Source organism: Streptomyces sp. CA-106110 (assembly GCF_050936285.1).
Classification (GTDB): domain Bacteria; phylum Actinomycetota; class Actinomycetes; order Streptomycetales; family Streptomycetaceae; genus Streptomyces.
The window spans coordinates 8,410,010-8,426,113 of record NZ_JBNJNB010000001.1; the positions used below are offsets into that span (position 1 = coordinate 8,410,010).

The window sequence follows — 16,104 nt, forward strand, 5'->3', positions numbered from 1 at the left end:
GTCATCGAGCTGTCCTCCTCACCCAGGTGGCTGTCGCTCTCACGCGGGTCGGCTGCGGCGACCAGGACCACGGCGGGGTGGACGGCTGGAGCAGCATGGGTCCCGGCAGGACGTGGACGACCTCGGCCGGGTCCTGGCCTCGCAGTGCCGTGATCCGCAGGCTGACGTCGATCAGGTGACCGCCGCAGTGGCGTACAGACGTCGCGCCCGGCCGGCCGTTCTCGGCGAGGCAGGGCTCGACGAACCCTGAGGTGGTGGCTGCTGCCTCGAAGGCGGGCACCACTAGGGCGGCAGAACGGCCCATGATGTCCCCGGCACCATGACCGACGAGCCGCTGGGCAGCCTGCGTCCATCCGACAACCGTGCCCAGTTCGTCGAGCAGCGCGAATGCTGTGTCGGACATGCCGAGGCCGTTGACCTCACTACCGAGAGTTGCCTTAGTGATGTTTTCTGTCAACATTTGGATGTTGTCCTTGCGCAGCCGAGGGAAGAGAGGTCCCATTTCAACCTTTTCGGTCGAATGTCAAACCAGCCCTCCACTTTGTGACAGCTCCGCAAGTCAAATCGAAAGTTACTGAACGATTGCGCTCGGTATCGGGCCGTGAGTGGAGACGCCATGAGGCACGGCTGGGACACAGCACCCCTGGGTGCTGGATTCGCGTGGGTGCCGGCGTTCGACGGCGTGGACTGGAACAAGATCCACCAGTACGAGTGCACGTGGTCCAGGTGAAGGTGACCTGAGTCAACCGCTGGAGGGGAGCGGGACACCTGCCCGTCTCGGCGAGCGCCCCACTGTACCCGCTAATAGCATGGTGATCACGAGTTGGAGGCCACTCATGCGCACGCGTGAAAAAGCAGACTCCCTTGAGCAGGCAACACGGGATTTCATGGCGGCGCGTCCCCGACTATTCGGCATCGCATACCGCGTGCTTGGCAGTGCCGCGGAAGCCGAGGACATCGTCCAGGAGGCATGGCTGCGGTGGCAGACCATCGACCATGCCGACATCCAGAAGCCGGCGGCGTTCCTGACCACGATCACCACCCGCCTGTCAATCAACCATGCCAAGTCCGCCAGGATGCAGCGGGAGTCCTACATCGGGCCTTGGCTTCCGGAGCCGATCGATACGAGCGCGGATCCGCAGTTGGGGGCGGAACGGGCAGAGGTACTCGACATGGCGGTTCTTTTCCTTCTGGAGAAGTTGAACCCCGTGGAACGTGCTGCTTACGTGCTGAGGGAAGCCTTTATCTATCCGTACAAACAGATCGCGGATATCTTGGAGACGAGCGAAGCCAATACGCGCCAGTTGGTAAGCCGTGCCCGGAAGCACCTGACAGCGGAACGCAAAGAGCCGGTCAGCTCTACCGCTCACCGCCGTCTGCTGAGGGCGTTCGTCGAAGCGGCGCAAACCGGCAATCTGGCGGCGCTGGAGAAGCTTCTCGCGGCCGACGTGGTCAGCTACGCCGACGGTGCAGGGAAGCGCGGGGCATCCAAGATTCCGATCGTCGGCCGCCCACATGTCTCCAAGACCCTTGTCGCATACTCCCCGCGCTTCTGGCCCGAGACAGATATCCGCTGGGTAGAGGCCAACGGCAGGCCAGCTGCCCTCGTGATGCGCCACGGTGACGTGGTGGGTCTTGTGACCGCTGATGCATCGGAACGCGGCATCGAACGCATCATGTGGGTGGTGAGCCCTGCCAAGCTGGCTTCCTACGTGGCATCTCTGGACAGTTGAGCCAGTGACTCAGTCAAGCGCCGCTGACCGGGTTCTGGAGCACTAGTTTGGAAGACGCCGTACGCGGAGGCGCTGGTGGCAGGGCCTGCCTGGGCTTCTCATCGACCGGTCCGCCGACCTGCAGCAGCGAGGCGCGACAGATCCCCTCCCCGGTGATGCTGACACGCATAGGTCCGGCATACGGGAAGACGTCGGTGAGACTCTCGTCCACTGCATCCACGGCCGCGAATTCTCGACCGGTCACCGTGACAAGCGCCGTGCCGGGCCGGAGTTCATTCGTCATGGCGCGCAGTCTGGCACGGGCCGTCGGTAGGCTCCGAGGGCAGTGGAGTTTCAGGGTCCGAGTCAAGAGCTCACTGGGAGACACCAGTTCTTCTGGAAGTGATGACCCAAGTCTGTCACCTGCGGCGGCTCACTGTAGCTGCCCTTGTGACCTGCGTGGACGCCGGGACTAAGCGGCTTGCCTGAAGTTCTGCGCGTAACTCTTCGGCAGCCAGGGCGAGGCCCAGGGTGCGGCGGTGGTCAGCATCTGGGTGGGTGAGCGCTGCCGGAAGAAGGCGTGGACCTGGCGCAGGCGGCCCGGCCAGGTGACGGCGGTGTTGGCAATGTGGGCCTTCAGCGCGGCCCAGATGCGCTCGACCGGGTTGTCGTGCGGGCTGTAGCGGGCGCCGAACAGCAGGCGCAGGCGGGGCTGGTCGGCCAGGTAGGCGGTCACCGCCTTCGCGTGATGAATGCTGTCGTTGTCGCAGACCACCGCGACGACCGGGGCGGCGGGGTAGGCGGCCAGCAGTAGCTGGAGGAAGGCGACGAAGGCGGCGGCATTGCGGCGGCCCAGGGTGTAGACCCAGGCGCCGGTGGCCACTTCCAGGGCCCCGAAGACGGTGGCCTGCCGGTTCTTGCCTGGGGTGGCCACCTGCTGCCGCGTCCCGCGCAGGATCCAGCTCGCCCGCACGTGCGGCAGTAGGTGCAGGTGGGTCTCGTCCTCGGCCCAGACCACCGACCCGTGGGGCAGGGCGGCGAGTTGGCGGCGCAGGGCGGCGAGGGTGCGCCTGCGCTCGGGGTCACCCCTGGCCACCAGGCGGGGCCGCCGCCAGGCCGCCTGTTCGCGAGTGTGCCGGTACACGGTGCGCAGGCTCATCTTCGGCCGGCCCAGGCGGCGCCAGATCCGGCGGATGGTCCACGGCCCGGGGCGGGTCAGCAGGCGGCGGATGCGCTCGCCCAGCCTCGGCCCGCCGAGCCGGGGCCGCCCCGCGCGGGGGCGATCGGCCAGGCCCGCCAGGCCGGCGGTGTTGTAGCGATGGATCCAGCGGCGCACCGTGGCCGGGTGGTAGCCGAGCAGCTCGCCGATCTCTCCTGCGGTCATGCCGGCCGCGGACAGCAGCACGATCACCGCGCGGGAGGCCTCTCGCCACCGGTGATGCAGCAGGTGATACAGGTGCTGGTACGCCGGACCGGGGCGGTTGGCGAACACGGATGCCGGACGCATACTGGCCTTGACCTCGCCGGTTTTGTCGTAGTTTGGTCAACCTCGATACAACACCCGGCGAGGTCTTCTCGTCATCGAGGCCATCGCGCCAGGCCGCCGCTGCCGCTCCAGATTCCGCGCAGAACTTCAGGTCATCCGCTTAGCTGTCACCGTCTGTCAGTGCCGTTTCCCCTCGGGCGGCCCAGCGATGCAACCTCATGCGGCTGCCGTCAGAGCGATCGACATGTGCTCCCATCGTCGACGACGATGCCGTGCCACGATGACCTCAGTTAGGAGCCTCTGTGTCGTCCAGGATGTCTGACGTTGACTTCGTGTTCGCGTGCGAGGTCACGGTCCGGGCCACGGTCGACGCCCTGACGACCGAGGGATGGTCGCTGGAGGAGCCTCTTGGCATCTCGTACGTGGTGAACGACAACGGCCTCTACGACTGGCAGTCCGTCGCCCGTGATTGCAGGGACGAGGTGCTCACGCTGCTGGATGAACCGGGGAACGCGCCCTACGAGGTTGCCGTGTGCATCTACCACGCGGCCACGGAGACCGGTGGACAGCTGTTCTTCTTCCCGGGCCGCAAGACCTGCAGTTTCATCCCGACCATAAACCGACGCAGCCTTCCCACCTCGCCGGGCTTCACCGACGTAGGTTGGTACCTCTGCATGCTGGTGCCATCCCTGCTGCCCGTTGGGCTTCAGGGCTATGAGGCCCGGGATGTCGGCTACTGATCAGCCGTGGCATGCCCCGCGGTCGGTGTGCCAATTCTCAGTTGGTCCGCTGCCTGCGGCGGACCAGCCAAATTCACGGCCGATTCAGCCATGGAGTGCGAACGATGCCCGCTCTTGCCACTTCGCGCCGTCATGCACCATGAGGTCAACTGACGACGCCCGGGACGTGATGGGCAGTTTGCCGAGAAGGTCGGCTTCAATCTCATCCAGGACACCATCGTCCTGACCGTCAGCGATGGTCAAGTGGGGCACGACCTCGGTGAACTTGCCGCCATAAGGAGGGGCCTCGGGCCACCGGTCAGCAATCTCCTCGGTGAGCCGCCGCAACTGCGTGTCTGGTTCAGGAGCGAGATACAGCACCCCAGGGAACCGTCCACAGCTCTCCCACCGCATGTCAAAGGCATGGTGCTTGCCGAGCAAGTCAGCGAGAGTCGAGCAGACACGCGCATCTATCCGGCACTCGTCGAGGAACGGGAAGAGCACAGTGACATGTGCTGGAACCCCTGCTCGGGCCGACGGATCGAACCGTTCACGCCATGCGCGGACCGCCGGCTCGGCGTCCCGGACCCTGACGATGAGTCCCGTCTGGCCTGCCCGAAACCTACTCGTGCTGTCGTCTGCCATAACACGGCATGCTGCCACCTCAGAGGTCGTCGGCAGCACTCAATATGCATCCGTGATCATGAACGATCCGTGGCACGGGGCAGATTTGCGTGCGAGGTCGGCGGAACGGCTTTGGGCTGGAGCTGCCTTGGCGCGAGTGATCATGGCCCCTTACGCTGGCCCGCGGATCGGGCAGGCTTGTGAACTCGCCCCCTCCGGGCAATCGACTTGCGCGGCACCTCAGGTCCGATGTCCCGGGCTCGTCGCGGAACGACGGGGGGTGAACGAAAGCTCGGCCTGCCGCGGTGCAGTGGCGGCTCCTATTGCGCGCCGTCGTGACGGTTTGCAACACCCTTTCCGCGACAGCGAATTCGGTGCCGTCGAAGGCCCCCGGGACCACCGTCCCGGGGGCCTCGGTCCGGCTCACAGCGAGCGGCGCGTCACCCGTTCCAGGTGGGCCGTGAAGACCTCGCGGGCGTCCGGGGTCAGGGTGCGCAGGGCCACCAGGGCCGTGATCACCACGTCGCAGAGTTCTGCCTGGACGTCGTCCCAGTCGTGTGTGGTGCCCTTGCGCGGGTTCTGGCCCGTCGCCCCGATGACCGCCTGGGCGACCTCGCCGACCTCCTCCGACAGTTTCAGAATGCGCAGCAGCAGTCCCTCCGCGCCGTCGTGCGTCCGGTTCGCGTCCAGCCATGCGTGCAGCCGATCGATCGACTTCCACAGGTCCGCGGAGGTGTGGTGCTCGCTCATGCACGCAGCCTGCCACGCGGCGGCTATTCCTCGAACAGCGCCTCCTGCTCGCCCTGCGCCTGCCGCAGCCGCTTACTCCGCGCACACACCACCATCGCCGTGACCGCCGCCGTCACCGCGAACGCCGCCGGGACCATCCAGTCTCGATTGAGGGCGTTGCCGAGCAGTTCGTCCAAAGAGAACCGGCCGGGGCCCGCGACCGCCAGGCTGGCCGCCGTCAGTCCGACGGACAGTGGGTACTCGTAGCCGCCGATCTGGTTGAAGAACCCGTTCGGTGCGTGCACCGCCATCGCCCCCGCCATTCCGCCTGCCGCCGCGGCACCCGCTGCCGGGGTCGCGAGGCCCAGCGCCATCAGCGTGCCGCCGCCCGCCTCCGCGAGCCCCGAGGCCACCGCGCACACCTTGCCCGGCCGGTATCCCACGGACTCCATGAACTGGCCGGTGCCCTCGATCCCGCCGCCGCCGAACCAGCCGAGCAGCTTCTGTGAGCCGTGTGCCGCGAGCATCCCGCCGACGCCCAGCCTGAGCAGGAGAAGTCCCACATCGCGTCGGTCGGAACAGGCCACGATCACTCCCGGGGCAGGCAACAGGAAAGGGTTTCCTCCGCAGCCCCACCGTCCCACCGCCGCCACCGCCCGGCCTGTCCAAGGTGCCGTTCGGGTGGTAGGCCCGGGCGGCGAGGACGGGGCTCCGGTGGCGGGCGTCCGGCACCGGTGTGACCCTGGCAGCCATGACGATTCAGACAGCCAGACTCACCGACCCCGCGGTCCGGGCCTTCGTCTCCGCCGTCAACTCCCATGACCGCGACGGGTTCATGGCACTGCTCTCACCGGACGCCACCATGGCCGACGACGGCTCGGAGCGGGACCTCGCCGACTGGATCGACCGGGAGATCTTCTCCACCCACGGTCATATGGACGTCGACAGCGAGTCCAACGGCGGTCGCTCCCTCCTCGCCCGCTACAGCAACGACACCTGGGGCGAGATGCGCACCCGGTGGACCTTCGACGTGGACGACGACGGCAGGATCTCCCGCTTCGAGACCGGGCAGGCCTGATCGCGGCCGCAGGGCTCTTGCCCTTGAAGTGCGCTCCAACTCCTAGCCTCACCGGGCATGGAGACCATCGAGCACACCAGGACGCTGGGCCGCAGCGGTATCCAGGTCAGCGCACTCGGGTTCGGGTGCTGGGCCATCGGCGGCGAGTGGAGCACTCCGGACGGGCAGCCCCTCGGCTGGGGCAAGGTCGACGACGAGGAGTCCGTACGGGCGGTACGGCGGGCCCTCGACCTCGGCGTCACCTTCTTCGACACGGCCGACGCCTACGGCACCGGCCACAGTGAGCGCGTCCTCGCGCGTGCCCTCGGCAAGCGGCGCGACGACGTGGTCCTCGCCACCAAGTGGGGCAACGTCATCGACGAGGAGCGCCGGCTGCTCATCGGCAGCGACGACTCCCCGGCATACGCCCGGCGCGCGCTGACCGCCTCCCTGCGCCGGCTCGGCACAGACCACGTCGACCTCTACCAACTGCACCTGTCCGACGCCGACCCGGCACGGGCCGCCGAACTCCGTGACATCTGCGAGGAGTTCGTCCGCGAGGGGCTTGTGCGTGCGTACGCCTGGAGCACCGACGACCCCGCGCGGGCCGCGGTCTTCGCCGAAGGCCCGCACTGCGCTGCCGTGCAGCATCGTCTCAACATCCTTCAGGACGCACCCGAACTCCTGGCGCTGTGCGAGGAGTCCGGTCTCGCGAGCATCAATCGCAGCCCTCTCGCCATGGGACTGCTCACCGGCAAGCACACCCCCGGACGCTCCCTCGCCCCCGGCGACATCCGCAACGCACCGCCCGCCTGGCTGCCGGGCTTCTCCGAGGGCAAGGGCGCGGACGCCGAGTGGCTGCGCCGGGTGGAGGCCCTGCGGGACGTCCTCAGCAGCGACGGCCGTACGCTCGCCCAGGGCGCCCTCGCCTGGATCTGGGCCCGCAGCCCGCGCACCGTCCCCATCCCGGGCTTCCGTTCGGTCGCCCAGGCCGAGGAGAACGCGGGCGCGATCGCGAAAGGGCCGCTCTCCGCCGGGCAACTGGCCGAGGTCGACCGGGTACTTGGGCGGTGAGCGGCCCTTGGGAGACCGCCGGGGATGCGGTTCAGTAGCCCTGGCCGTGGCCCGGGTGGTCGTACGGCTGCCCGTACTGCTGTCCGTACTGCGGCGCGCCCTGCTGTGCGTACTGCGGGGCGATCCGCGCGGCACCCTGCTCGGTCAGCGTGAGCCGGCCGGCGTCGATGGTGGCCAGGCGCGGGGCGCGGCGGGCGATCGAGGAGTCGTGGGTGACCATGACGAAGGTCAGCCCGTACTCGTGCCACAGCCCCTCGAGCAGCGCCATGATGTCGTCGCGGGTGCCCTCGTCGAGGTTGCCGGTGGGCTCGTCGGCGAGCAGCACCTTGGGCCGCTTGACCAGGGCGCGGGCGATGGCGACACGCTGCTGCTGGCCGCCGGACATCTCCGAGGGGACATGGCCGAGGCGTTCGCCGAGGCCGGCCGAGCGCAGCGCCTCGGCCGCCCGCTCCCGTCTGGCGGCGGGTTTCACGCCGAGCGGGACGAGCGCGGTCTCGACGTTCTCCTGAGCGGTCAGGGTCGGGATGAGGTTGAACGCCTGGAAGATGATGCCGATCTTCTCGGCGCGCAGCCGGGTGAGCCTGGCCTCGCTGATCGTGGCGAGGTCCACTCCGTCCAGCTCGACACCGCCTGTGGTGGGGCGGTCCAGGCCGCCGATCATCTGGAGCAGGGTCGACTTGCCGCCGCCGGTGGGGCCCTGGATGACGAGCTGGTCACCGTCCTCGATGGTGAGGTCGACGCCGCACAGCGCCTCCACCGTCTCCTTGCCCCGTGTGTAGCGCTTGGTGACGCCGGTGAGCTTGTACATGGGTTCTCCGTGACAGATGGGGATGGGGCGCCGTGACCCGGGGGGAACGGACACGGCGCCCCGGTTCGGGGAGGGTTACTGGACGCTGCGCAGGGCGTCCGCCGGGCGCATCCGGGAAGCGCGCCAGCCGCCCATGGCGCCGGCGATCAGCCCACCGGTGACGGCCAGGGCGACCGCGAGCACGATGGTCGTCACCGAGACCGGCGCGGACAGCGCGATCTCGAGGGTGTTCGTGGCCGCCTGACGGCCGGGGCCGCCCGGACCACCGCCGGGGCCGCCCGGACCACCGCCGGGGCCGCCCGTGCCGCCGCCGGAGGAGCCGAGCTGGGCGGTCAGCTTCGGACTGATCGCAGTCACCGTGTACACGGCCGCGAGACCCAGGGCGATGCCGAGGGCGCCGCCGAGCAGACCGTTCACGACGGACTCGCCGACGACCTGGCGGGTGACGTTGCGGCTCGGCCAGCCGAGCGCCTTCAGGGTGCCGAACTCGCGGACCCGGCGGGAGATCGCGGACGAGGTCAGCAGCGCGGCCACCAGGAAGGCGGCGGCCAGAACCGCGATCGACAGCCATTTGCCGACGCTGGTCGCCAGGTCGGAGGCGGTGGACAGCGAACCGGAGACGGTGGAGGCGAGGTCGGAGGAGGTGGTGACCGTCGTGCCCGAGATGTTCTTCTGGATCGTCTTCTTGACCGCCGCGATCTGCTGGGAGTCGGTCGCCTTGACGTAGATCGTGGTGACCTTGCTCTTGGCGTAGCCGAGCGTCTGCGCCTGCTTCAGCGGCAGATAGACGTCGGTGGTGGACTGGCTGCTGTCGGGTGTCGCGATGCCGATCACGGTGTACGTGGTGCCGGAGATCTTGAAGGTCGAGCCGACCTTGTAGCTCTTCTCCTTGGCGTAGGACGTGCCGACCACGGCGACCTTCGCGTCGGTCTGCGAGGCCGTGAACGTCCTGCCCGAGGTGATCTTCATCGCGGCGAGCGGTCCGAGACCCTGGTCGGTCACGTCGACGCCGGCCACGGAGTAGTTGTTCACGTCGAAGGAGGCGCCGCCGCCCTGGACCTGGGGCTGCCCGCCGGTGCCGCCGCCGGGACCGCCCTGCGCACCGCCGGACGTGGACGACTTCGCCTTGCCCTGGGTGAAGGAGCCGTCGACCTTGACGACGTTCAGGCTCAGCGCGCCGACCGCGTTCGCCACGCCCTGCTGTGCGGCGACCTTCTCCACGAGTGAGGAGCTCAGGGCCTGACCGCCCTGCGTCATCACCCGGTCGGAACTCTGCTTGGTGCCGCTGTCCGACTTGGCGTCGAACCGGAAATTGGGTTTCTGCCCACTGCTCGCGGAGGGTGCCGACTGGGCCTTGGTGACCGTCATGTCGGTGCCCAGTCCGTACAGCGAGGTGAGGACCTTGTCCTGAGCCTGCTGCATACCGGCCGACACCGAGTTGACGGTGATGACCAGAGCGATACCGAGCGCCAGACCCATCGCGATGACCAGAGCGGCCTTCTTGCGGCGGCCCAGTTCGCGCCTGAGATAGATGCCAAACATCCCATTCCTCGAAAGGTTCTCGGCGCCCGCCGTGGGCGCGGCCACACGCTAGGGAGAAACCTTTGCGTGGCCCTGAGCAAGGGATGTGCGAGGGCTGAGAATGTGCGGGTCCGGGATCAGTTTTCCATCAGACAGCCCATTCCTTGGCTGCACAGGGTGTATTGCCAGGAAACCCCTGTTGAGTGACCCCTCGGTGAAGAGAGGCGGGCCCGCCCGGTGTGCTTCTCCCGGTGGGACGGTGGAGGGGCGCACAAGGGCGGGTCCGCGTAATGCGCGCGCCACCCGCCGTTATCCTCACTCCCGTGCTGACCCCCTGATGACCGGGCCTTTGCCCCCTTTTGTCACCCCGCAGTGTGCCGCGTCGGACTCTCTTTGTACGGTCCCCGAATGCGTGATTCCTCTTCGCCCGCCCCGCGTGCCGCACGGATGTCCCGTCGCGCCGTTCTCGGGCTCGCCGCCGCGGCGCCGCTGAACCTTGCCGGACTCGCGTCCGCGTCGTCCGTGCTCCCGGACCGGATCGAGGAGGCGAGCGCCTCGTTGGTCATCGGCGGTGGACGCCTGGTCCGCTCCGGTGTTCAGGTGCTCGGGGCGGCAGGCCTGCCGAAGAAACTCACCGCACGCTCCTGGCTCGTCGCTGATCACCACAGTGGCGCGGTGCTCGCCGCGTACAACGCGCACCAGCAGCTCGCGCCGGCCTCCACGCTGAAGATGCTGTTCGCGGACACCGTGCTGCCGAAGTTCGAGCGCGACCGCAGGTACAAGGTGACCGACGCCGATCTCGCGGACGTCCCGGCCGGCTCCAGCATGGTCGGCGTCAAGCCCGGAATCACCTATACCGTCGAGCAGTTGTGGCTCGGGGTCTTCCTCCGCTCCGGCAACGACGCGGTCCACGTGCTCAGCCATATGAACGGCGGGGTCGCGAAGACCGTCGCCGAGATGCAGGCCAAGGCGCGCGATCTGCAGGCCCTCGACACCCATGTGATCAGTCCTGACGGGTTCGACCACGAGGGCCAGCTCTCCTCCGCGTACGACCTCACGCTGTTCGCCCGGCACGGCCTGAAGGACGCCGCATTCCGCGGCTACTGCTCGACCAGGACCGCCGACTTCCCGGCGGGCGGCAGGAAGTCGTTCCAGATCCAGAACACCGACCGCCTGCTGACCGGCGCGTGGGGCCTTGGCACCTACAAGGGACTCATCGGCGTCAAGAACGGCTACACCAGTGACGCGGGCAACACCTTCACCGGTGCGGCCACCCGCGCCGGCCGCACCCTGCTCGTGACCGTCATGCATCCGGAGCCCGGCGGCAACGGTGTCTACGAGGAGACCGCCGCCCTGCTCGACTGGGGCTTCGCACACGCCGGTACCGCCCGTGCCGTGGGCTCGCTGGTCGATCCGCTGAGCGAGGGCGGGGCGCCGGCGACGCCCTCCCCGACGGGTACGGCGCAGGGGGCGTCGGGTGCGGAGGCCGCCGCCGCGCGCGGCGGCTCGTCATGGAGACTGCTCGGCGAAGCCGGGGGAGCGATGGCACTGCTGGCCGGCGGGGCCTATGCGCTGCGGGGGCGCCGGCGGCGGGAGACGGCGGAGGCGGGCCGGCACCGGCGCTGAGTCGTTGGCAGCCGTCCCGTGATCCGGCGCGTACCTCGCGGTCCCACGCGAGGTCCACCCCCTGCCGGATCCGGGACGGCTGCCGCCCCCCTCGGTGTGGTCCACGGAACCAGAGTGCTCCAAGTGTGAAGCTCTGGTGGAGGAGCCTTGAGCATAAGCCCGCCACGTGCCGAGACGCTGCGGAGGATCCAACTCCGTTTGTATAGGTTGAATCACGGAACAGCAGCGGGCCCGCTCAGCCGCGGCCCACGTACGGCATCGCCGTCGCCAGCACCGTCGCGAACTGCATGTTCGCTTCCAGTGGCAGCTCGGCCATGTGCCGTACGGTGCGCGCCACATCGGCCACATCCATCACGGGTTCGACGGCGAGTTCCCCGTTCGCCTGCGGGACTCCGTGCTGCATGCGCTCGGTCATGGCGGTGGCCGCATTGCCGATGTCGATCTGTCCGACCGCGATGCGGTAGGGGCGTCCGTCCAGGGACAGCGACTTGGCCAGTCCGGTCAGCGCGTGCTTGGTGGCGGTGTACGCCGCCGAATGCGGACGGGGCGTGTGTGCCGAGATCGAGCCGTTGTTGATGATCCGGCCGCCCTGAGGATCCTGCTCCTTCATCTGCCGGTACGCCGCCTGCGCGCACAGGAACGCGCCGTTCAGATTGGTGTCGACGACGTGCCGCCAGGCCTCGTACGACAGATCCTCGACCGGCACCCCGCCCGGGCCGAACGTGCCCGCATTGTTGAAGAGCAGGTCCAGCCGTCCGAACCGGTCGCGCACGGCCTCGAACAGGGCTGTCACATCAGCGGGTTGCGAGACGTCGGTGCGTACGGCGAGACAGGCGCCCCCGGGCACGAGCGCCGCCGTCTCCTCCAGGGTCCCCGCGCGCCGTCCCGCGAGCGCCACCGACCAGCCCGCGCGCAGCAGTTCCACCGCGACCGCGCGGCCGATCCCCGAGCCCGCGCCGGTCACCACCGCGATCCTCGGCCGCTTGGCAGATTCCATGGCATCCATGGGGCCGCAGCGTACGAGGAGGATCCGTCATGCGGAATCCGTTGTCCGTCATACGGTTGTCGCCCCTGCCGGGCCGCTGGAGCCGGAGCCGGGTATCACGCCGGAGTCAGCTGCTGTGCGGCCTCCTCGCCCGGGTAGCGGACGCCGATCCGGTCCCGGATCGCGTCCAGCGTGCGCATGACCGCGAGGCTGCCCTCCAGCGGGACGAGCGGCGACTCGGTCTCACCGGCCCGCAGCGCGCGCATCACCTCGGCAGCCTCGTGCTTGAGGCTGGTGCGCGGGCCGTCGGCGGGGTCGGCGAGGACCTCCTCCGGATCGCGGCCGTCGCGGTGGAGCGCGAAGCGGTCGGGGAAGAAGAAGCCGTGCGGGATGTCGATACGGCCCTGGGAGCCGGTCACCGAGGCGGCGACGGGGGTGCCGCCATGAATGGAGCAGTGCACCGAGGCGAGAGCGCCGCTCTCCCAGGAAAGCAGTGCTCCGGTCTGGAGATCGACGCCCTCGTCCGAGAGCACCGCCCTCGCGACGATGTCCGACGGCTCCCCGAGCAGCAGGTGCGCGAACGACACGGGATACACGCCCAGGTCCAGCAGCGCCCCGCCGCCCAGCGCCGGGTCCCGCAGCCGGTGCGAGGGCGGAAAGGGGCCGGCCAGCCCGAAGTCGGCCTGGATACTGCGCACTTCGCCGATGGCCCCGTCGTCGACCAGCGCCTTCAGCCGCCTCACCAGCGGATGGCAGTACATCCACATGGCCTCCATCAGGAAGGCGTCATGCTCCTTCGCCAGCGCGACCAGCTCCTGCGCCTCGCGCATGTTCAGCGTGAACGCCTTCTCGCACAGCACGTTCCGCCCGGCCTCGAGGCACAGCCCGGCCGCGGCCCGGTGCGCCGAGTGCGGGGTGGCGACGTACACCACGTCGACGTCCTCGTCCTCGGCGAGGGCGCTCCACTCCCCGTAGGCCCGGGGTATCCCGAAGCGTTCCGCGAAGCCCTTCGCCGACTCCTCGCTGCGCGAGGCCACGGCCACGATCTCCGCGTCCGGCAGGTCGACCAGATCCGCCGCGAACGCCGCGGCGATCCCGCCGGTCGCCAGGATCCCCCACCGCACTCGTCCGTCCGCCGTCCCCACCATGTCCGCCCCTCGGTACACCGCCCGGTCACCTCGTACGAGCTGAGAGCATAAGTGGCGGACAGAACGCAGAGGGAGGGGCACATGCCGGAGCGCGGGGGCAGCGCACGCGACCGCACGGAACCGGAGGGCCACATACCGGGCCCTACGGATCCGGAAGGTCGCATCGAGGACGCCCGCACGACCGGGACGCGGACCGCGGCGCCCGAGCCGCAGGACACCGTCCCGGCTCGCCCCGGCGTACCCCTCGCCGGGCGCACCGCCGCCCGCCGTACCGGTCTCCTCGTCACCTTCATCCTCGGCGGCCTCACCGCCACGCCCCCGCTGGCCATGGACATGTACCTCCCGTCCCTGCCGGAGGTCACCTCGTCCCTGCACGCGCCCGCCGCGACCGTGCAGCTCACCCTGACCGGCTGCCTCGCGGGCATGGCGCTCGGCCAGCTGCTGGTCGGCCCGATGAGCGACAAGTGGGGGCGCCGGCGTCCGCTGCTCGTGGGCCTCGTCGTCTACGTCGTCGCCACCGTGTTGTGCGCGCTCGCGCCGTCGGTGGAGTCGCTGGCCGTCTTCCGGCTGGTGCAGGGGCTCGCGGGCGCGGCCGGGATCGTGATCGCCCGTGCCGTCGTCCGCGATCTGTACGACGGCGTGGCCATGGCCCGGTTCTTCTCCACCCTCATGCTGATCTCCGGGGTCGCACCGATCGTCGCGCCGCTCATCGGAGGCCAGATCCTGCGCGTCACCGACTGGCGGGGCGTGTTCGTCGTCCTCACGGTCGTCGGTATCGCGCTCACCGCGCTCGTGGCCCTGAGACTGCCCGAGACACTCCCGCTCGACGAGAGGCACGGCGGGGGAGTCCCCGCGGCCCTGCGTTCCATGCGGGCCCTGCTGGCCGACCGCGTGTTCACCGGCTACACGCTCACGGGTGGCTTCGCCTTCGCGGCCCTGTTCGCGTACATCAGCGCCTCCCCGTACGTGATCCAGGACATCTACGGTGCCTCCCCGCAGACGTTCAGCCTGCTGTTCGGCCTCAACTCGGTCGGCCTGGTGGTCACCGGTCAGGTCAACGGGAAGCTGCTCGTCGGCCGGGTCGGCCTGGACAAGGTGCTCGCGACCGGCCTCGCGGTCATCACACTCGCCGCGACCGCGCTGCTGCTGATGTCGGCCGGCGTCCTCGGCGAGGTGGGCCTCGCACCGGTCGCCGCGGCCCTCTTCGTCCTCATGTCGGCGATGGGCCTCGCGATGCCCAACACCCAGGCGCTGGCCCTGATGCGGACCCGGCACAACGCCGGTGCCGCCTCCGCGCTCCTCGGGACCACCTCCTTCCTCATCGGGGCCGTCGCCTCGCCGCTCGTCGGGATCGCCGGTGAGCACACCGCCGTCCCGATGGCCGTCGTCCAACTGGGCGCGACTCTGGTCGCCGTGGCCTGCTTCGTGGCACTGTGCCGTCCCTGGAGCGGGCGCCCCGGCGCCGAGAGCCTGCGGGAGGACAACTGAGCACGCCGAGACTGCGCATCGACACCCCGGTCAGGGCCGGGCTCGACCCGGAGGAACTGAGCCTCCTGGTCCGTGAGGTCCGCGATGCCGTCGACCGGGAGAACCCCTGGGCGGCGGGTGCCGTCGTGGTCGCCGGGCGCGGCCCGGTGGTCGCCGTCGAGGAGGCGGCGGGCTGGGCGGTCCGGTACGCCTCCTACGACGCGGAGGCGGACCGCGGTGTCGAACTGCCGCCCGAGGCCCGGGTGCCGATGACCGCGGCCACCCCCTTCGACCTCGCCTCGCTCACCAAGCTGTTCACCGCGGTCGCCGCGGTCCAGCAGCTGGAGCGCGGCAGGCTGGGTATCGACGCGCGGGTGGCGACGTACCTGCCGGACTTCCGCGCGGCCGCCGAACACAACATCACCGTGCGGCAGTTGCTGACCCACACCTCCGGGCTGCGGCCGGAACTCCCGCTGTACGACTGCCCGTCGCACACCGCACGGCTCGAACTGCTGCGGGCGGAGGCACCGGTGGACGCGCCCGGTACCTACTGCTACTCGGACCTGAACCTGCTGCTTCTGCAGTACGCCCTGGAGCGCGTCACCGGGCGCCCGTTGGACGTGGTCATACGCGAGGGGATCACCGGGCCCCTCGGCATGACGGCGACGGGCTTCGGCCCGTGCCCGGACGCGGCGGCGACGGAGGACCAGCGGCGGCCGTGGGCCAAGGCGGACCGCGGGATGCTGCGGGGTGCGGTGCACGACGAGAACGCCTGGGCGCTCGGCGGGGTGGCCGGTCACGCGGGCCTCTTCTCGACGGGGCGCGACCTGGCCGTCTTCTGCCGCACCCTGCTCGCGGGCGGCTCGTACGGCACCGCGCGCATCCTGGGCCCCGACTTCGTCGAGCTGATGCTCGCCCCGCCGGGACTCGGCTTCGCGGTCGACCAGCCGTGGTTCATGGGGGCGCTGGCGGGCCGTGGCGCGGCGGGGCACACCGGCTTCACCGGTACGTCGCTGGTCCTGGACCGGGCGACGGACACGTTCCTCGTCCTGCTGGCGAACACCGTCCATCCCTGTCGCCGGGCCCCGGACAACCGGGTGCGGGTGGCGGCGGCCGACCGGCTGGCACGGGCGGTGCGCGGGGGCTGA

Annotated in this window: 17 protein-coding genes; 7 read left to right on the plus strand and 10 right to left on the minus strand. The window is 69.6% G+C overall.

Going from position 1 to position 16,104, the window contains the following annotated elements:
- Nucleotide 1: 1 nt before the first annotated feature.
- On the minus strand, nucleotides 2-403 hold the full coding sequence (locus ACQEXA_RS38810) for a hypothetical protein (protein ID WP_432927038.1): 402 nt from the start codon (nucleotides 401-403) through the stop codon (nucleotides 2-4).
- A gap of 433 nt (nucleotides 404-836) precedes the next feature.
- Here ACQEXA_RS38810 and ACQEXA_RS38815 point away from each other — a divergent pair, with 433 nt between their 5' ends.
- Nucleotides 837-1,733: an RNA polymerase sigma-70 factor gene (locus ACQEXA_RS38815; protein WP_433132359.1), complete on the plus strand. Its 897-nt coding sequence runs from the start codon at nucleotides 837-839 to the stop codon at nucleotides 1,731-1,733.
- A 13-nt stretch (nucleotides 1,734-1,746) separates the two neighbouring features.
- Here the strand turns inward: ACQEXA_RS38815 and ACQEXA_RS38820 are convergent, their stop codons facing one another.
- The gene (locus tag ACQEXA_RS38820; protein WP_432927034.1) at nucleotides 1,747-2,016 is read right to left on the minus strand and encodes a hypothetical protein; all 270 of its coding nucleotides are present in this window, start codon (nucleotides 2,014-2,016) and stop codon (nucleotides 1,747-1,749) included.
- Nucleotides 2,017-2,184: 168 nt separating this feature from the next.
- Nucleotides 2,185-3,219: an IS630 family transposase gene (locus ACQEXA_RS38825; protein ID WP_432923211.1), complete on the minus strand. Its 1,035-nt coding sequence runs from the start codon at nucleotides 3,217-3,219 to the stop codon at nucleotides 2,185-2,187.
- A 293-nt stretch (nucleotides 3,220-3,512) separates the two neighbouring features.
- On the opposite strand from ACQEXA_RS38825, the gene ACQEXA_RS38830 reads away from it, so the two are divergent.
- Entirely contained in the window at nucleotides 3,513-3,938 is a 426-nt protein-coding gene (locus ACQEXA_RS38830; RefSeq protein WP_432927032.1) for a hypothetical protein, read from the plus strand.
- Between the two features lie 84 nt (nucleotides 3,939-4,022).
- Here ACQEXA_RS38830 and ACQEXA_RS38835 read toward each other — a convergent pair whose 3' ends face one another.
- From ACQEXA_RS38835 to ACQEXA_RS38845, 3 genes are all read right to left on the minus strand, one after another.
- On the minus strand, nucleotides 4,023-4,562 hold the full coding sequence (locus ACQEXA_RS38835) for a 2'-5' RNA ligase family protein (protein ID WP_432927031.1): 540 nt from the start codon (nucleotides 4,560-4,562) through the stop codon (nucleotides 4,023-4,025).
- Between the two features lie 402 nt (nucleotides 4,563-4,964).
- Complete coding sequence (locus ACQEXA_RS38840; RefSeq protein ID WP_432927029.1) at nucleotides 4,965-5,291, minus strand: MazG-like family protein; 327 nt, start codon at nucleotides 5,289-5,291, stop codon at nucleotides 4,965-4,967.
- Between the two features lie 23 nt (nucleotides 5,292-5,314).
- Nucleotides 5,315-5,857, minus strand: a complete 543-nt coding sequence (locus tag ACQEXA_RS38845; protein WP_432927027.1) for a DoxX family protein — start codon at nucleotides 5,855-5,857, stop codon at nucleotides 5,315-5,317.
- A 164-nt stretch (nucleotides 5,858-6,021) separates the two neighbouring features.
- Here ACQEXA_RS38845 and ACQEXA_RS38850 point away from each other — a divergent pair, with 164 nt between their 5' ends.
- Both ACQEXA_RS38850 and ACQEXA_RS38855 read left to right on the plus strand, forming a co-directional pair.
- Nucleotides 6,022-6,348, plus strand: coding sequence for a nuclear transport factor 2 family protein (locus ACQEXA_RS38850; RefSeq protein ID WP_432927025.1), 327 nt, complete (start codon nucleotides 6,022-6,024; stop codon nucleotides 6,346-6,348).
- A 57-nt stretch (nucleotides 6,349-6,405) separates the two neighbouring features.
- Nucleotides 6,406-7,401, plus strand: coding sequence for an aldo/keto reductase (locus ACQEXA_RS38855; protein WP_432927023.1), 996 nt, complete (start codon nucleotides 6,406-6,408; stop codon nucleotides 7,399-7,401).
- Nucleotides 7,402-7,432: 31 nt separating this feature from the next.
- On the opposite strand, the gene ACQEXA_RS38860 is transcribed toward ACQEXA_RS38855, so the two are convergent.
- Together ACQEXA_RS38860 and ACQEXA_RS38865 are read right to left on the minus strand one after the other, a co-directional pair.
- Nucleotides 7,433-8,209: an ABC transporter ATP-binding protein gene (locus ACQEXA_RS38860; RefSeq protein WP_432927021.1), complete on the minus strand. Its 777-nt coding sequence runs from the start codon at nucleotides 8,207-8,209 to the stop codon at nucleotides 7,433-7,435.
- 75 nt (nucleotides 8,210-8,284) lie between these two features.
- The gene (locus tag ACQEXA_RS38865) at nucleotides 8,285-9,751 is read right to left on the minus strand and encodes an ABC transporter permease (RefSeq protein WP_433132361.1); all 1,467 of its coding nucleotides are present in this window, start codon (nucleotides 9,749-9,751) and stop codon (nucleotides 8,285-8,287) included.
- 387 nt (nucleotides 9,752-10,138) lie between these two features.
- Here ACQEXA_RS38865 and ACQEXA_RS38870 point away from each other — a divergent pair, with 387 nt between their 5' ends.
- Complete coding sequence (locus ACQEXA_RS38870) at nucleotides 10,139-11,356, plus strand: D-alanyl-D-alanine carboxypeptidase family protein (protein WP_432927017.1); 1,218 nt, start codon at nucleotides 10,139-10,141, stop codon at nucleotides 11,354-11,356.
- Nucleotides 11,357-11,591: 235 nt separating this feature from the next.
- Here the strand turns inward: ACQEXA_RS38870 and ACQEXA_RS38875 are convergent, their stop codons facing one another.
- Together ACQEXA_RS38875 and ACQEXA_RS38880 are read right to left on the minus strand one after the other, a co-directional pair.
- On the minus strand, nucleotides 11,592-12,362 hold the full coding sequence (locus ACQEXA_RS38875) for an SDR family oxidoreductase (RefSeq protein WP_433132363.1): 771 nt from the start codon (nucleotides 12,360-12,362) through the stop codon (nucleotides 11,592-11,594).
- A gap of 95 nt (nucleotides 12,363-12,457) precedes the next feature.
- The gene (locus ACQEXA_RS38880) at nucleotides 12,458-13,489 is read right to left on the minus strand and encodes a Gfo/Idh/MocA family protein (protein ID WP_432927013.1); all 1,032 of its coding nucleotides are present in this window, start codon (nucleotides 13,487-13,489) and stop codon (nucleotides 12,458-12,460) included.
- Nucleotides 13,490-13,570: 81 nt separating this feature from the next.
- Here ACQEXA_RS38880 and ACQEXA_RS38885 point away from each other — a divergent pair, with 81 nt between their 5' ends.
- Complete coding sequence (locus ACQEXA_RS38885; RefSeq protein ID WP_433132365.1) at nucleotides 13,571-14,977, plus strand: multidrug effflux MFS transporter; 1,407 nt, start codon at nucleotides 13,571-13,573, stop codon at nucleotides 14,975-14,977.
- Nucleotides 14,923-16,104, plus strand: coding sequence for a serine hydrolase domain-containing protein (locus ACQEXA_RS38890; RefSeq protein WP_432927009.1), 1,182 nt, complete (start codon nucleotides 14,923-14,925; stop codon nucleotides 16,102-16,104). The genes ACQEXA_RS38885 and ACQEXA_RS38890 overlap by 55 nt, the downstream gene beginning before the upstream one ends.

Coding starts and splice junctions, on each gene's coding strand:
- ACQEXA_RS38810 (WP_432927038.1), bottom strand. CDS start 403: ATGTCCGACACAGCATTCGCGCTGCTCGACGAACTGGGCACGGTTGTC.
- ACQEXA_RS38815 (WP_433132359.1), top strand. CDS start 837: ATGCGCACGCGTGAAAAAGCAGACTCCCTTGAGCAGGCAACACGGGAT.
- ACQEXA_RS38820 (WP_432927034.1), bottom strand. CDS start 2,016: ATGACGAATGAACTCCGGCCCGGCACGGCGCTTGTCACGGTGACCGGT.
- ACQEXA_RS38825 (WP_432923211.1), bottom strand. CDS start 3,219: ATGCGTCCGGCATCCGTGTTCGCCAACCGCCCCGGTCCGGCGTACCAG.
- ACQEXA_RS38830 (WP_432927032.1), top strand. CDS start 3,513: ATGTCTGACGTTGACTTCGTGTTCGCGTGCGAGGTCACGGTCCGGGCC.
- ACQEXA_RS38835 (WP_432927031.1), bottom strand. CDS start 4,562: ATGGCAGACGACAGCACGAGTAGGTTTCGGGCAGGCCAGACGGGACTC.
- ACQEXA_RS38840 (WP_432927029.1), bottom strand. CDS start 5,291: ATGAGCGAGCACCACACCTCCGCGGACCTGTGGAAGTCGATCGATCGG.
- ACQEXA_RS38850 (WP_432927025.1), top strand. CDS start 6,022: ATGACGATTCAGACAGCCAGACTCACCGACCCCGCGGTCCGGGCCTTC.
- ACQEXA_RS38855 (WP_432927023.1), top strand. CDS start 6,406: ATGGAGACCATCGAGCACACCAGGACGCTGGGCCGCAGCGGTATCCAG.
- ACQEXA_RS38860 (WP_432927021.1), bottom strand. CDS start 8,209: ATGTACAAGCTCACCGGCGTCACCAAGCGCTACACACGGGGCAAGGAG.
- ACQEXA_RS38865 (WP_433132361.1), bottom strand. CDS start 9,751: ATGTTTGGCATCTATCTCAGGCGCGAACTGGGCCGCCGCAAGAAGGCC.
- ACQEXA_RS38870 (WP_432927017.1), top strand. CDS start 10,139: ATGCGTGATTCCTCTTCGCCCGCCCCGCGTGCCGCACGGATGTCCCGT.
- ACQEXA_RS38875 (WP_433132363.1), bottom strand. CDS start 12,362: ATGGATGCCATGGAATCTGCCAAGCGGCCGAGGATCGCGGTGGTGACC.
- ACQEXA_RS38880 (WP_432927013.1), bottom strand. CDS start 13,489: ATGGTGGGGACGGCGGACGGACGAGTGCGGTGGGGGATCCTGGCGACC.
- ACQEXA_RS38885 (WP_433132365.1), top strand. CDS start 13,571: ATGCCGGAGCGCGGGGGCAGCGCACGCGACCGCACGGAACCGGAGGGC.